Annotated in this window: 15 protein-coding genes; 5 read left to right on the top strand and 10 right to left on the bottom strand. The window is 68.0% G+C overall.

The window, feature by feature from the left end:
• Positions 1 to 5: 5 nt before the first annotated feature.
• On the top strand, positions 6 to 1,586 hold the full coding sequence (locus A5750_RS20685) for a dolichyl-phosphate-mannose--protein mannosyltransferase (RefSeq protein ID WP_067265400.1): 1,581 nt from the start codon (positions 6 to 8) through the stop codon (positions 1,584 to 1,586).
• Positions 1,587 to 1,608: 22 nt separating this feature from the next.
• Here A5750_RS20685 and arcA read toward each other — a convergent pair whose 3' ends face one another.
• Positions 1,609 to 2,820 (bottom strand): arginine deiminase, encoded by a 1,212-nt coding sequence (arcA, locus tag A5750_RS20690; protein ID WP_067265403.1) that lies wholly within the window; start codon positions 2,818 to 2,820, stop codon positions 1,609 to 1,611.
• A 70-nt stretch (positions 2,821 to 2,890) separates the two neighbouring features.
• Between arcA and A5750_RS20695 the strand changes: the two genes are divergently transcribed.
• Positions 2,891 to 3,496 carry an alpha-ketoglutarate-dependent dioxygenase AlkB gene (locus A5750_RS20695; protein WP_197505485.1) on the top strand — a complete coding sequence of 202 codons (606 nt, stop codon included), beginning with the start codon at positions 2,891 to 2,893 and terminating at the stop codon, positions 3,494 to 3,496.
• Positions 3,497 to 3,606: 110 nt separating this feature from the next.
• On the opposite strand, the gene A5750_RS20700 is transcribed toward A5750_RS20695, so the two are convergent.
• Genes A5750_RS20700 through A5750_RS20710 form a run of 3 tightly spaced genes read right to left on the bottom strand, consistent with a single transcriptional unit; the run spans position 3,607 to position 5,955 of the window.
• Positions 3,607 to 4,257 carry a DUF5642 family protein gene (locus A5750_RS20700; RefSeq protein ID WP_066957402.1) on the bottom strand — a complete coding sequence of 217 codons (651 nt, stop codon included), beginning with the start codon at positions 4,255 to 4,257 and terminating at the stop codon, positions 3,607 to 3,609.
• A gap of 28 nt (positions 4,258 to 4,285) precedes the next feature.
• The gene (locus A5750_RS20705) at positions 4,286 to 4,978 is read right to left on the bottom strand and encodes a DUF5642 family protein (RefSeq protein ID WP_066957404.1); all 693 of its coding nucleotides are present in this window, start codon (positions 4,976 to 4,978) and stop codon (positions 4,286 to 4,288) included.
• 26 nt (positions 4,979 to 5,004) lie between these two features.
• Positions 5,005 to 5,955 (bottom strand): GNAT family N-acetyltransferase, encoded by a 951-nt coding sequence (locus A5750_RS20710; protein WP_369817364.1) that lies wholly within the window; start codon positions 5,953 to 5,955, stop codon positions 5,005 to 5,007.
• Positions 5,956 to 6,206: 251 nt separating this feature from the next.
• On the opposite strand from A5750_RS20710, the gene A5750_RS20715 reads away from it, so the two are divergent.
• Positions 6,207 to 6,980, top strand: a complete 774-nt coding sequence (locus tag A5750_RS20715) for a WecB/TagA/CpsF family glycosyltransferase (RefSeq protein ID WP_066957408.1) — start codon at positions 6,207 to 6,209, stop codon at positions 6,978 to 6,980.
• Here A5750_RS20715 and A5750_RS20720 read toward each other — a convergent pair.
• Genes A5750_RS20720 through A5750_RS20730 form a run of 3 tightly spaced genes read right to left on the bottom strand, consistent with a single transcriptional unit; the run spans position 6,967 to position 9,157 of the window.
• Positions 6,967 to 7,521 carry an HAD-IIIA family hydrolase gene (locus A5750_RS20720; RefSeq protein ID WP_066957409.1) on the bottom strand — a complete coding sequence of 185 codons (555 nt, stop codon included), beginning with the start codon at positions 7,519 to 7,521 and terminating at the stop codon, positions 6,967 to 6,969. The genes A5750_RS20715 and A5750_RS20720 overlap by 14 nt on opposite strands.
• A gap of 14 nt (positions 7,522 to 7,535) precedes the next feature.
• Positions 7,536 to 8,153, bottom strand: a complete 618-nt coding sequence (locus tag A5750_RS20725; RefSeq protein WP_197505486.1) for an SIS domain-containing protein — start codon at positions 8,151 to 8,153, stop codon at positions 7,536 to 7,538.
• Positions 8,141 to 9,157, bottom strand: coding sequence for a GHMP kinase (locus A5750_RS20730; protein WP_066957790.1), 1,017 nt, complete (start codon positions 9,155 to 9,157; stop codon positions 8,141 to 8,143). Before A5750_RS20730 ends, A5750_RS20725 begins: the two co-directional genes overlap by 13 nt.
• A 215-nt stretch (positions 9,158 to 9,372) precedes the next feature.
• On the opposite strand from A5750_RS20730, the gene A5750_RS20735 reads away from it, so the two are divergent.
• Positions 9,373 to 10,113: a class I SAM-dependent methyltransferase gene (locus tag A5750_RS20735; RefSeq protein ID WP_066957413.1), complete on the top strand. Its 741-nt coding sequence runs from the start codon at positions 9,373 to 9,375 to the stop codon at positions 10,111 to 10,113.
• 5 nt (positions 10,114 to 10,118) lie between these two features.
• Here the strand turns inward: A5750_RS20735 and A5750_RS20740 are convergent, their stop codons facing one another.
• The 3 genes from A5750_RS20740 to A5750_RS20750 all read right to left on the bottom strand — a co-directional run bounded on the left by A5750_RS20740 (position 10,119) and on the right by A5750_RS20750 (position 12,908).
• A complete protein-coding gene (locus A5750_RS20740; RefSeq protein WP_066957415.1) occupies positions 10,119 to 10,370 on the bottom strand; it encodes a hypothetical protein in 252 nt (83 codons plus the stop codon).
• A gap of 85 nt (positions 10,371 to 10,455) precedes the next feature.
• The gene (locus tag A5750_RS20745; RefSeq protein WP_066957417.1) at positions 10,456 to 11,601 is read right to left on the bottom strand and encodes a M20/M25/M40 family metallo-hydrolase; all 1,146 of its coding nucleotides are present in this window, start codon (positions 11,599 to 11,601) and stop codon (positions 10,456 to 10,458) included.
• Between the two features lie 86 nt (positions 11,602 to 11,687).
• Complete coding sequence (locus A5750_RS20750) at positions 11,688 to 12,908, bottom strand: cytochrome P450 (protein WP_067265407.1); 1,221 nt, start codon at positions 12,906 to 12,908, stop codon at positions 11,688 to 11,690.
• Positions 12,909 to 13,096: 188 nt separating this feature from the next.
• Between A5750_RS20750 and A5750_RS20755 the strand changes: the two genes are divergently transcribed.
• Entirely contained in the window at positions 13,097 to 13,645 is a 549-nt protein-coding gene (locus A5750_RS20755; RefSeq protein ID WP_066957791.1) for a TetR/AcrR family transcriptional regulator, read from the top strand.
• The last annotated feature ends 15 nt before the right edge of the window (positions 13,646 to 13,660 follow it).

The following is a 13,660-nucleotide window of genomic DNA, read 5'->3' on the forward strand; positions in this document are numbered from 1 at the left end:
CACCGATGTCCGCCCCGCCCCGCGAAGCGTCCTTGAACGTAGAAGATGCCGGCCCGGAGCGTGTCGTGCCCGTCGTCAGCCCGGGTCCGATGGTTCCGGTGGCCGACTTCGGGCCCACCGATCAAATCCGCGGCTGGGTCGTCACGGGGGTGGTCGCCGTCCTGGCGGCGATCACCCGATTCCTCAATCTCGGTTCGCCGACCGATGCCGGCACCCCCGTCTTCGACGAGAAGCACTACGCGCCGCAGGCCTGGCAGGCGCTGCACAACCACGGCGTGGAGGACAACCCCGGGTTCGGCTTGGTGGTCCATCCGCCGGTCGGCAAGCAGCTGATCGCGCTCGGCGAGGCCATCTTCGGGTACGACGGCGTCGGCTGGCGGTTCACCGGCGCCCTGCTCGGCGTGGTGCTGGTGGTCTTGGTGATGAGGACCGTCCGGCGAATCAGCCGCTCGACGCTCGTCGGCGCCATCGCCGGCGTGCTGGTGATCTGCGACGGTGTCAGCTTCGTTGCCGCGCGCACCGCGCTGCTCGACGGCATTCTCACCTTCTTCGTGGTCGCGGCGTTCGGCGCGCTCATCGTTGACCGGGATCAGGTGCGCCAGCGCATGCACGTCGCGCTGCTCGAGGGGCGCGCCGCCGAGACGGTGTGGGGCCCGCGGCTGGGTGTGCGCTGGTGGCGCTTCCTGGCGGGCGTCCTGCTCGGATTGGCTTGCGGGACAAAATGGTCCGGGCTGTATTTCGTGCTGTTCTTCGGCGTGATGTCGTTGGCATTCGACGTCGCGGCGCGGCGCCAGTACCAGGTGCCCAACCCGTGGCGGGGCGTTTTGCGGCGTGACCTGCTCCCCACCGCTTACGCACTCGCGCTCGTCCCGTCCGCGGTGTACCTGGCCAGTTACGCGCCGTGGTTCGCGTCCGAGACGGCGATCGATCGACACGAGGTGGGCCAGTCGATCGGCCCGCACTCGGTGGTGCCGCTGCCCGACGCCATCCGCTCGCTATGGCACTACACCGTCAAGGCTTTCGATTTTCATAAAAGCCTGACGAACGCCGCCGGGAACTACCACCCATGGGAGTCCAAGCCGTGGAGCTGGCCGATGTCGTTGCGGCCCGTGCTGTACGCGATCGATCAGCAGAACGTCTCCGGGTGCGGCGCGCAGTCGTGCGTCAAGGCGGAGATGCTGGTGGGCACACCGGCCATGTGGTGGCTCGCGGTCCCGGTCCTGCTCTATGCGGCCTGGCGCACCTTCGTCCGCCGCGACTGGCGTTACGCCGTTGTGCTGACCGGATATTGCGCGGGGTGGCTGCCCTGGTTCGCCGACATCGACCGCCAGATGTACTTCTTCTACGCGGCGACGATGGCGCCGTTCCTGGTGATGGGGATCGCGCTGATTTGTGGGGACATCCTCTACCAGCCGGGCCGCGCCCGCGGGTTCAGCTCGGAACGACGCACGCTCGGGCTGATCGCCGTCTGCTGCTACGTCGCGTTGGTGGTGACGAACTTCGCCTGGCTCTTCCCGGTGCTCACCGGCCTGCCGATTTCGCAGCAGACTTGGGACATGGAGATCTGGCTGCCCAGCTGGCGGTAGTGTGCGCGCGGCAATGTCGACGTTAAAGCGGGTCGCGGGCGACCGGACAGGACATGCAGCGGGGCCCGCCGCGGCCGGTGCCCAACTCGGACCCCGCGATGGTCAGCACCTCGATGCCCGCGTCCTGCAGCCGCGCGTTGGTCTGCGCGTTGCGCTCGTAGGCGACGACGACGCCGGGCGCCAACGCCAACGTGTTGTTGCCGTCGTCCCACTGTTCCCGTTCGGCGATTACGGGGTCCAACCCCGTGTCGATCACGCGCAGCTGGTCGATCTCCATGGCCTTGGCGGCGGCCTCCAGAAACGGCGCCTCGTCGCTGATGGCAACGCCGTCCGGCGTGCGCTCGATCGTGAACGCCGAGAGCGTGTCGACGACGTTGGCGTACATCACCACGGTGTCGGTGTCGACCATCGTGCACACCGTGTCCAAGTGCATCTGCGCGCGCCGCTGGGCGATCGGCACGGCCAGCACCTTGTGCGCGAGGTCGTCGTCAAAAAGGCTACGGGCCAACGCTTCCGCTCCCGCCGGGGTGGTGCGCTCGCCCACGCCGACCGCGACCACACCGGGGGCGAGCAGCAGCACGTCACCTCCCTCGACCGGAGCGGTGCGCGACTCGTAGGCGCGCCGCACCCCGGTGAACCGCGGGTGATGGGCGTAGATGAGATCGGTCAACGACGCCTCGCGCACCCGAGCGCGCAGCGCAAGCGTGGGGATGACCACCCGCGGGCCGATCCAAATCGACGAGTCACGGGTGAACACCAGGTTGGGCAGTGGCTCGATGACGAAGTCGGCCCCATGGTGCATGCGCAGCACCAACGACACGTCGGTGCGGATGTCCGACGGCAATTCGTTGAACGTCATGCCGGCCATCAGCACCTGGGCCAGCCTGCCCGCGTCCAGCCCCCGCAGGTACGCCGAAAGAGATTGCGCCAGCGGCACTCCGAGCCGGCGCGCGTCGACCGCGGCGGCGACGCCCTGCATCCGCGCCGCCCCGCTGTGGGTCAGCGCCTCGGCCAGCAGGTCCGACAAGAGCAGCACCTGCACGCCGCGGGAACGCAGCAGCTCGGCGAACTGGTCGTGTTCCTCTTGCGCGCGGGCGACCCAGGGCAACCCGTCGAAGAGCAACTGGTCCATGTTGCGCGGATTGAGCCGACGCAACTCGCCGCCGGGGCGGTGCAGGATGACGGCCCGCAGCGTGCCAACCTCGGAATTGGTGCCCAGCTCAACCACATCCACACTGAAAACGGTAGCCGCTCACGCCGCCGGTCCCCTCTTCATCGAACGGATGTGCGATAGACTCGGCCCCGTGGAGATGGCGGTACAAGGCTCCCTGTTCCAGCACACCGAGCGCAGAGAACTCGGTGACGGCGCGTTTATCGAGATCCGCGCGGGCTGGCTCACCGAGGCCGACGACCTGCTCGAAGGCCTGCTATCCACCGTGCCCTGGCGGGAGGAACGCCGCCAGATGTATGACCGGGTGGTCGACGTGCCGCGGCTGGTCAGCTTTCACGACCTCACCGTCGACGAGCCGCCCCATCCGTTGCTTTCCCGGCTGCGGCGCCGGCTCAACGACATCTACGCGGGCGAGCTCGGCGAGCCCTTCACCACGGTCGGATTGTGCTGCTACCGAGATGGCTCCGACAGCGTCGCCTGGCACGGAGACACCATCGGCCGCAGCAGCTCCGAGGACACCATGGTCGCGATCATCAGCCTGGGCGCCACCCGTACCTTCGCCATGCGCCGGCGCGCACGTCCTTCTAAAGGTCCGTCGTTGCGGCTGCCGCAGGCGCACGGGGATCTGCTCGTGATGGGCGGATCCTGTCAACGCACGTGGGAGCACGCCGTGCCCAAGACGTCGGCACCGGTGGGCCCGCGCGTCAGCATCCAGTTCCGGCCCCGCGGCGTGCGCTAGGTCCGATTGCGCGATTCCTTGCTCGCGCCGTTCCGGCGCTCACCGTCATCGCGCTAGGTCCGATTGCGCGATTCCTTGTTCGCGCCGTTCCGGCGCTCACCGTCATCGCGCTAGGTCCGGACCGCCTTCACCGCGCTGACGAGCAAGTCGCGGGCGCGTTGCGTGTCGACCGGGACGACCGGCTGCCCCGGGGTCACCAGCGGGTTGGCGGTGACGATCACCTGGTAATCACCGAATTGGGCGGAGTAGTCGTAGAGCTCGCCGGTGCGGGGGCCCCCCGCGACCAGCGCCTGCAGGACGCGGTGCACCCCCAGCGTGTGGGTTCCGTCGATCTGCGGCGCGTCGACCACCTCGATGCCGCCCCGCAGTTGCGGACCGGAAAAGGCCACCTTGGCGCAGTCCTTACCGGGGTCGTTGAAGGGCAGGGCTTTTGAGGTCTCCACGGCGATGACCACGAACCGGTTGCCCTTGCCCTCGGCCGAAATCGCGGCCATGTTGCCCTGCAGGTCCGGTGGCATTTCCGGCCCCGCCGCCGCTTTCGCGCAATTGGCGGGGTCGAACGTCAGCCCGTCGGGGAGCTTGCGGCCGGACAACACCTTGGGATCGATCCCCCGTTCACCGATGTCGGTGACCCTGAAGTCGGGCCCGAAGCTCGACTTGACCTCGGAGACCTTCTTGATGTCGACCTTCGCCGAGGTGGCCCCCGTTGAGCAGCCGGCGAGCACACCCACCACCGCGACTGTGAACGCCACCTTGAACATCGTGGCCAATCTACCCAAGGCCGATGCGTCAGCTGCGCAACGTGGACACCGTTTTGACGAGCAGATCGGCGGCGAATTGCGGGGGCAGTGCGGCCACCACCGAACCCGGGTCGGTGGTCAACGTGGTGAACGCGTAGAAGTTGCCCAGGTAGGCGGTGAACGTGTATGTGCGCGAATCGATCTCGGTGCCCGACTCGACGGCCGACCTGACGTCGGCCACCATCCCGACGGTTTGGGCGCCATCGATGCGCGGGGCGTCGACGAGGTGCACGCTTGCTGTGGTGCGCCCGGCGGTCATGGTCCACTGGCCACACGCGGCGACGACCTCGCCGGGCAGGTCAACGGGCCCCGGCAAAGCCACCACCACCGCGTCGACGATGCCGCCGCTGCCGGAACCGGACACGCCCTGCGCCGACTGGTCGCGTCCATTCCCGGGGTCGGCGAGGGTCCCGCACTGGGGCGGCCGCGTCTTGCTATCCGACGCGTCGGGCCCCAGGCTCCAGATCACTCCGGGGGAAGCTCCGCTGGGAATGCCCGTGGTCGCCTCGTAACCGGGCGGCAGGTCGCGAACCACCCGTTTGATGTTGGCGGGGTTGACCGCCGTCGGCGGCGGCGCCTTTGCAGGCGCCCGCGACGGTGTGGGCGCCGGAGCGTGAGCGCACGCCGCCACCAGCAACGCGATCGCGCAAGTCGTCACCGGGCCAAACCGGAACGGCCGCATGCCCGTTGATAGCACAACGAGCGGGCTCAGCCGACCACCTCGATCATCTGGCGGGCGACGTGCTCGATCTTTGCGGCCATGTCACGCCGAAACCCGTGGTCGCGTCGTTCGGGCACGTCGATGACGGTGGTGATGACGCCGACGTCTTCGCGCTGCCAGACCGCTCCGTAGTGGTCCATGATTGTGCGCATCGGCAGGTTGTCGGAAAGCATTCGCGCGGAGAACTTTTCGACCCCGGCGACCCGGGCCGCGATGGACAGCGCGTTGATCAGGAACGTGCCGATCCCGCGTCCCTGGTAAGCGTCGGCGACGGTGAAGGCGATCTCGGCGACGCTGCGGTCACCTTCGTCGCGCACGAATCGCGCGTCGGCCACCGGGTCCTTCCCGTCGATCACCACCCAGACGAAGTGGTCGACGTAGTCGACCTCCGAGAGGTAGTGCATCAACGCCGGAGTGGGAAGGCGCGGCGTCATGAAGCGCCGGTACAGCGTCTCGCTGGAGAATTCGATGTGCCCGTGCACGGTTCGCTCGCTGTCACCGGGCAGCACCGGTCGCAGCATCAGATGCGAGCCGTCGCGGACCCGGATCGGGATCGGCGTGATGAACGCGGCGAGGCGCTGGCGCACCGTGCGCAGCAGACGTTCCATGACCCCGGGAATGTGGACCATGCGGGCGAAGGCGTCATTGTCGCCGATCCATCCGGTCAGCGGCCCGGCGGTGGTGACCGTCGCGGTCCGCGGGATGTGACGAAGCAGGGCGATCTCTCCGATGAGCATGCCCGGCAATGCGTGTTCAGCGATGACCACGCCGTCGTCGCCGACGTGGGTGATCTCGACGATGCCCGACGAGATGAGCAGGAAAGAGACCGCTTCTTCGCCCTGCTGCATCAGCACCTGGCCGGCCGTCGCGCGCAGCGGTTGCAGAGAGGCGGCCAACGGCACCAGATCGGAGGCGGGACATCCCTCGAAGATGTCCATTGTCGCCAGCTCGTCGGCCCGCGCGCCGGTCAAGGCCACTGCGATAGCCCGCCGATCCCACCGTCGCGCCGTGGGTCTGCGCATCGCGGTGACCGCTGTGCCATGACCTGCCCGCCTGCGTTGCCGTCGTCTACCCCGCCAGTCCCCGAACTTCCGACGCGGTCGGATGTTGCCCAGGTTATGGGCTCGGTTCCGGCCGCGGCAAGGCTGAACCGCTTCGCCAGGATGATGCCGCGGGGCATGATGTCCGGGTGAGCGCGGGCCCGGACAAGATTCAGGTCGGCGGTCTCTGGTTCGATGCCCTGACCGAAGACCAGGTCGTCGACGTCGTGCGCGAAGCGTGGGCCGCTGGTCGGGGCGGCTCGATCGTCCCGGTGAACGTCGACGTGGCCCGGGCGGCCGCGCGCCGCCCCGAACTCGCCGAGCTGATCGCCCGGGCCACCCTCGTGGTCGCCGACGGCATGCCGCTGGTGTGGGCGGCGCGGGCCCAGGGGGACAGGCTGCCCGAGCGCGTCGCCGGCTCGTCGCTGATCTTCCCGTTGAGCGCCGCGGCGGCCGCCGACGGCAAGTCGGTTTACCTCCTCGGCGGCGCCGAGGGCGTCCCGGAGCAAGCGGCCGCGGCGCTCGTCGCGCAATCGGCCGGCCTGCGCGTCGCGGGCACGTGCTCGCCGTCGTTCGGCTTCGACGACACGGAGGACGGGGCGCGGCGGGCGGTCGCCGCCGTCGCAGCCGCCGCACCCGATCTGGTCTTCGTGGGTTTGGGCTTCCCCAGGCAGGAGCGCCTCATCGAGCTGGTGCGCCAGGAGCTCCCCCATGCCTGGTGCCTTGCCTGCGGCGGCGGCATCGCGATGACCGCCGGGGTCGTCCGCCGAGCCTCCCCCGTGCTGCAACGGCTCGGATTCGAGTGGGTGCACCGGCTGGCGCTCGAGCCGCGCCGCCTCGCCCGCCGGTACCTGCGGGACGACCTACCGTTCGCGCTGGCACTGGTGATCCGCTCTGCGGCCCAACGGTTTAGGCGGGGCTAGATTCCTTGGCGCTCAAGATGAGTCGCACGGCGGCGGCGAGGTCATCGACCACAACGTCGGCGCCCGCAGCATCTCCGTCACCGCGGCGAAGCAGAACCGTCGCCGTGCCGGCCGCTCGGCCCGCCTCCACATCGCTCTCGCTGTCGCCGATCATCACCGCCTCGGCCAGGGCGAACCCATGCTCCTGTGCCGCGCGCACCAGCATGCCCGCACCCGGCTTGCGACAGTCGCAACTGGCCGCGGCGTGCGGGCAGTGGTAGGCGGCGTCCAGGCGGGCGCCTTCGGCCGCCAGGAGTTGTTCCAGGCGGTCGTGCACGGCGGCGAAACGCGCCGCGTCGGCGGCCGGCTCCGATAGCCAACGCTGATTGGTCACCAGGATGGTGCGCAGACCGGCCGCGTTCAGGGCGGCCACCGATCGGGCGGCGCCCGGCAACAACACCAGGTCTTCGGGGAACCGGATGTACTCGCCGTCGGCGGCCTTGACGTTGATGGTCCCGTCCCGATCCAGGAAGACGGTGCTCACTTTCCGTAGATCGAGCATCAGTCGCGACGGTCTCAGCAGGGCCGCGGAAACAACGCCGCTTCGACCATCTCGCAGATCGAGTGGCCCAGGTGCAGGCACGCCTCCTGGACCCGCCCGGTGTTATCGCTCGGTACCCGGATGCAGAACTCGGCCACATCGGCCACCTTTCCCCCGCGCGCACCGGTGAGCGCCACCGTCGTCATCCCGGCGTCGGCGGCCGCCTCGAGCGCGCGGACGACATTCGGTGAGTTGCCCGAGGTGGTGAGGCCGACCACGACATCCCCCGCGCGGCCGGCGGCGAGCACCTGGCGGGCAAACACCTCGTCATAGGAGTAGTCGTTGCCGATCGCCGTCATCGCCGCCGTGGCGTCCGGCAGGCTGAACGCGGCGAGACCCGGGCGGTCAAAAGCGAAGCGCCCCATCAACTCTGCGGCCAGATGCCCCGCGTCTTGTGCGGATCCGCCGTTGCCGAAGAAGATCACCTTTCCTCCGGCTCGCAACGACTCGATCATTAGTCGCGCGATCTCGACGGTCTGCTCGGCGATGGCGCCCGACAGCATCTGCTGCTTGACCGCGATGGTGTCGGCCAGTCGCTCCTGGACCAGCTCGACGCTCGGCGTGACGACATCCGAGCGGCTCATGCCTGCCATGTGGTCAATCCCTTGCTCTCAAAAGCGAATTCGGTGATGGTGGCCCCGGCCGACTCGAGGCTTTCGATCAGGCGGTGCTTCTTCGCGAAGTCGCAGAACAGCAGGATGTAACCGCCGCCGCCCGCCCCGGTGATCTTGCCGCCGAGTGCGCCGTTGCGCAGGGCCAGGTCGTAGAGCTCGTCGATGCGCTCATTAGTGATGTACGGGGACATGCGCTTCTTCTGGGTCCAGGCCTCGCCCAGCAGGGCGCCGAAATCGTTCAGCTTGTTCGTCAGCAGGGCGGCCTTCATGGCAACGGCCAGCTCCTTTTGTGCCCGGAGTCCGGCCAGGGTGTCGTCGGCGCCGGTGGTGGCGCGCCGCGTTTGGTCCTCGATCACGCGGGCGGAGTCCCGCGTGATCCCCGTAAAGCACAGCAGCAGGCTCAGTTCGAGCTCGAACGCGGTCTCCTCGCGGATACGCAGCGGGTTGACGATCACGCGGTCGGTGAACTCGATGAAGTTGAACCCGCCGAACGTCGCCGCATACAGGTCCTGCATGCCGCCCGTGATGCCCAGGTCCTCACGCTCGATGGCACAGGCCAGCTGCGCGGTCTCGTATTCGCCCATCGGCACGCCGTAGTGCTCGGCGAGCAGGCCGGTCAGCGCGACCATCATCGTCGACGACGAGCCCAGACCCGATCCTGGCGGAGCGCTCGAACGCAGCACCAGGTCATAGCCGTCCGTGCCCTCCTTGCCGAACCTGCGCACCGCGGCCTTGATCAGGTCCAGGCTGCCGTCGTAGAGGATCTCGCTGTCGAGCGTCATCTCGTGGGTGGTCTTGAAGTCCACCGACTCGATCGTGACCCGGCGATCGGTGCGCGGGGACAGCGATCCCTGCGCGTATCGGTCGATGGTCGCGGAGAGGACGCAGCCGCCTTCGGTGGTCGGGAACGGCGGTACGTCGGTGCCGCCCCCCGCGAATGAAATCCGCAGCGGCGCACGCGCGCGGATTCGGGGCCGGGGCAGGGGATTCACTCGACGTAATCCGATCAGCCGGCCGACGCGCGTCCCGCGATCGTCTGCGAAAGGTGCGCCACGTCCTAATCCCATCCGTTGCCTGCGCGAGGCCCCAATGCGTCGCCTCTCACGAAGAGCCCTAGCGTAACAGCCGGATCGGCAGAAAAATCGGGATTCACCTGCGGATTATGCCAACCCGTCCAAGCCTTCACGAAAGCGATGAAATGACCCAGGATGCAGTCGAATTGACCCGTGGTCTGCTCACCGAGGCCGCGGTACCGCGGCACGGTTTCCTCGACGTATTGGGCGAATCGATGAGTTCCCCGGCCCCGACGTTCGCGCAGCGAGCCATGAACAGCCCCTTCGTCGCGACGGTCTACGAGCGGCTGTGGCGCCCCGCCGCGTTCTATGCGGCCAGTGGCGTCACCACCGGCGCCGAGCAGCGGCGCGCGGCTACGGCGTTGCGGCTGTCCACTGCGGGACGATTGCTCGACGTCGCCTGCGGCCCAGGCAATTTCACCGGATCGCTGGCGGAACAGCTACCGGACGGTGGCCTGGCCGTCGGTTTCGACATCTCCGAGCCGATGCTGACGCGCGCCGTCCTGGACAACAGCACCCCGCGCACCTGCTATGTCCGCGGAGACGCCCGCGCGTTGCCGTTCGCCGACGCGACATTCGACGCGGTCTGCTGCTTCGGGGCCCTGTACCTGATGCCCGAGCCGTTCCGCGTGGCTCGCGAAATGGTGCGGGTGCTCAAGCCCGGGGGCCGCATCGCGGTCCTCACCAGCTACGTCCCGGACCTGCCGCCGGTGCGGCATGCGATGACCGCCGGCGCCGGCGTCATCGGGCTCACCATGTTCGACCGGCGCGCCTTCGTCGACCTGTTCTCCTCGGCCGGGCTGGTCGACGTCGAGCAACAGACGCAGCGGGCGCTGCAATTCGTCGCCGCCGCAAAGCCGGACTGACGAGACTAGGAGGCCACCTTGCACACGCCGAGGACCCGGACGACCGGCGTGCCAGCCGCGCATTCCAGCACCCAGGGGTCGCCGTCGTCGATGGGCTCCGAAGTCAGGGTGAAACTCACCGGCTGCCCGCTGCGCTGGGTCATCTGCGTGCATTCGACCTGGAAGAGGCGATAATCACCGCCCTGATCGATGGCGAGTGAGAACCCTGGCCGCACCGACTCAACCGGCACCTTCTGCAGGTAGTAGTCAACGTTCATCCGTCGACCGTAGGACCGGTATTCCGGCGCGCCGGGGGCCGCCACGCGCCTCTTAAGCAATGTTCAGGCAAATTTTGGGACCGTATTAATCTTCGCCGCGCGCATGCGCACCGGGCTGCAGGACGAACTCGGCGATCACGGCCGCCATGTCGTCGATGGCCCGGCGGGGTATGACTTCGTAACCATGCGTGCTCAGCGTGGGCACGCACAGCAGGCCCGCGCGCGGCGTCAGCCCGTTGGCCTTCGAATGCGACGCATCGGATTCGAACGCGCCCAGCACGGCGGCCTGGGGCGACAGCCCCAACTCGGTGGCGATGCTCATCAGCCGGTCGGCGACGTCTTTGTCGTAGACGCACAAGGCGTCGCTGTAGCCGACGATCGGGCCGCCGGTGACGGTGGTGCCGTATTCCTGCTCGGTGGGGCCCACCTCCAGCGCGAGGGTGAGGGTGCCGGGCAGCGACCCGCTGGCGTAGGTGCCGCCCACGCCGCCGATCTCCTCGTTGGTGGTGAACACGAGGTAGACGTCGTCGACGGGCCGCTGGCCGCGGTCGCGCAGCTGGGCGGCCGCGCGCAGCAGGGCGGCCACCGCGGCCCGGTCGTCGAGGAAGTAGCAGCCCAGGTAGCCGCCGAACTCGACCAGCGTCCTCTTGCTGCGGTCGACGCACACCCGGGTGCCCGGGCGCACGCCGGCGGCCTCGAGCTCGTCGGTGCTCAGCCCGGTGAAGACGTAGACGTGATCCCAGTCCAGCGCCTTATCGCCTTGGTCGGGCTTGGTCTGCCAGATCCGCTGGCTCTCCTGCGTGGTGTGCTCGGAACCGAGCGTGAGCACCGCGGTCAGCGTCTCGTGCTGGCCGAGCACGGCGACGGGCCCGAGGCCGAAGTTGCCCGGATACATCGTGCCCAGCTGGGTCAGGTGCAGCGTGCCGTCCGGCTCCACGCGCTTGACCAGCATGGACAGTTCGTCCATGTGCGCCATGATCCGCGTCGCCACGCCGGGTTCGGCCGCCGAGGACACCCGGTGCCGGTGGGCGCGCCCGACGCCGTCGGCGGGCGGATCGGCGGCGATGTACCCGATCAGATTCCCGGCGTCGTCGGTCCACATGTCGTCGACGACCGGTCGCAGTTCCCGGGCACACACGGCGCGCACGTCGGCTTCCTGGCCGCACGGCCCGTAGGCCCACAGGAGTTCTTGCAGCAGGCCGTCGGTGGCGTTGTCCTCGCGCGTCGCCATTCGGTCCTTTCAGGTTCGCGGCTCGTCCGAAAGGATCAGTACCCCGCTGGTGTGGTGTGCAACCTCGGGCCTGCTCGGCGCGGCGGTTACGCGTACGCGAGTTCCAGCCGTTCGAGGCGCCGAACCAGCAGACTGGGGAGCCACCTCCCGACGGCGGCGGCCGTGACGTTCGAGGTTCGCTCGAGGAGGTGGCCCAGCACAATGGTCGCCTCCAACCGGGCGAGTGCGGCTCCGACGCAGAAGTGGATTCCCTTCCCAAAGCTGATGTGGCCCTTCCCCGCAGGCCGGTCGAGTCGAAACTCTGCGGGGTTGTCGAAGTGCGAGGGGTCCCTATTGGCGGCTCCCCACAACAGGATCAGGCGCGAACCCGCCGGCAATTCGGCGCTGCACAGTTCGGTGTCGTCGACGACGTGCCGGTAGTGACCGCGGAAGGGCGGTTCGTAGCGCAGCACCTCTTCCAGAAACGCCCCGAGCGCGTCCGGCCGATCCCGCAGCTGCCGCTGGATATCCGGCCGAGTCGCCAAAACCCAAGCGGCAGAACCGATCAGGGAGGCCGTGGACTCGCCACCCGCGCTGAACAGTGTGATCATTATGGCGAGTGCCGCTAAGTCGTCCAGATCGCCGGAGGCGCAGGCGCTAGCGAGATCACCGAGCAGATTGTCTTGTCGATTGCCGGCCGCGTGCTGGAACAGTTCCGTGACGTAGCCGCTGAGTTCCAGCACCGCGATGCCCGCGGCATCCAGCTGATCTTGGGTGACCAGCCCTTCGACCACTTGGGTCGCGGAGTAACCCCACCGGATGAGCTTGTCGATGTCGGCGTCGGGAACGCCGATGATCCTGCCAACGATCATCATAGGCAGCCGGTTCGCCATTGCGCTCATCCATTCGATGCGTCCGTCTCGCGCCCGGACATCCCAGATCCGGGCTGCGGTGTCGGCGATGAATGGTTCGAAGGCGCGGATGCGCTTCGCCGCGAGTTGTGGCAGCAACGCCTTCCGATGCACGGAGTGGACCGGCTCGTCGGCCGTGGCCAACGCTTGGGTGGGTCCGCCGAGTTCGCCCATCGGCAAAGCTGCGACGCCCCCTCCTGGCTGATACATCATCGTCGCGGTCAGGTTCGACGAGAAATCGGCGCAGCGTGTTACCGCCTCGCTCACACCAGCCCAACTACTCACCGCGTAGAAGTCCGAATCTCCGATGCGATGGACGTGTCCGGCCTGATGCATCCGCTCGTAGAGCGGATACGGGTTCTGGATGAACTCGTCGTCGAAGAGCGCCAGGCCAAGACCACCGTCTCTCGATGTCATTCCTCAACGCTGAGCGGCGAAGACCTGCCGAGTCAATCGAAATCGACGAAGTTGCAATCCCCGGTACCCGCCTCCCGACCGCGTCGTCTCACCAGCGGGACATGACCTGCGGACACGGTGAAACATATCGCCAAGATCGTCTCAATTCTGAGAAGATATACATTCAGCGACTCAAGGGGGTGGAGGCCGTGGTCCGAGACGACTGGGTCGTCGGTGGCGATCGCCGGACCGCGGCGGCTGAACGTATCTACGCCGCGGCAACCGACCTCGTAGTGCGCGAAGGGCTGGATGCCTTCGACATCGACACCCTGGCGACGAGGGTCCACTGCTCGCGAGCCACCATCTACCGCTATGCGGGCGGCAAAGCCCAGATACGAGACGCGGTGCTGATTCGCCTGGCAGCGGGGATCATCGAGACGGTTCGCCGTGCCGTGGAGGGGCTCAGTGGGCCCGAACGCGTCATCACCGCCGTCACCGTCGCACTCGAGCAGATCAGATCGGACCCGTTGCGACGGTTGATGCTCAGTCCGGGCAGTTCTCCGGACTTGGGCGAGTTGCATTCCTCGCCGGTGCTCAGTCATCTGGCGGCCGAGCTCACGGGAATCACCGACGACCCGGAGGCGGCGCAGTGGATCGTACGGGTGGTGCTGTCCCTGGCCTACTGGCCGCTGGCGAGCAGTCGCGTCGAACGAAAAGTGCTGCACCGGTTTCTTGCTCCCGGCTTCACCGAAGGGTGAATCAGCCGGCCGCTA

This window comes from Mycobacterium sp. 852002-51613_SCH5001154, assembly GCF_001667425.1.
GTDB lineage: Bacteria > Actinomycetota > Actinomycetes > Mycobacteriales > Mycobacteriaceae > Mycobacterium.

Bases quoted from the DNA above. Each gene is read 5' to 3' on its own strand.
- A5750_RS20740 (WP_066957415.1), bottom strand. From the start codon at position 10,370: ATGAACGTTGACTACTACCTGCAGAAGGTGCCGGTTGAGTCGGTGCGG.
- A5750_RS20745 (WP_066957417.1), bottom strand. From the start codon at position 11,601: ATGGCGACGCGCGAGGACAACGCCACCGACGGCCTGCTGCAAGAACTC.
- A5750_RS20685 (WP_067265400.1), top strand. From the start codon at position 6: ATGTCCGCCCCGCCCCGCGAAGCGTCCTTGAACGTAGAAGATGCCGGC.
- A5750_RS20725 (WP_197505486.1), bottom strand. From the start codon at position 8,153: ATGGCAGGCATGAGCCGCTCGGATGTCGTCACGCCGAGCGTCGAGCTG.
- A5750_RS20735 (WP_066957413.1), top strand. From the start codon at position 9,373: ATGACCCAGGATGCAGTCGAATTGACCCGTGGTCTGCTCACCGAGGCC.
- A5750_RS20700 (WP_066957402.1), bottom strand. From the start codon at position 4,257: ATGTTCAAGGTGGCGTTCACAGTCGCGGTGGTGGGTGTGCTCGCCGGC.
- A5750_RS20720 (WP_066957409.1), bottom strand. From the start codon at position 7,521: ATGCTCGATCTACGGAAAGTGAGCACCGTCTTCCTGGATCGGGACGGG.
- A5750_RS20710 (WP_369817364.1), bottom strand. From the start codon at position 5,955: ATGGACATCTTCGAGGGATGTCCCGCCTCCGATCTGGTGCCGTTGGCC.
- A5750_RS20750 (WP_067265407.1), bottom strand. From the start codon at position 12,908: ATGACATCGAGAGACGGTGGTCTTGGCCTGGCGCTCTTCGACGACGAG.
- A5750_RS20705 (WP_066957404.1), bottom strand. From the start codon at position 4,978: ATGCGGCCGTTCCGGTTTGGCCCGGTGACGACTTGCGCGATCGCGTTG.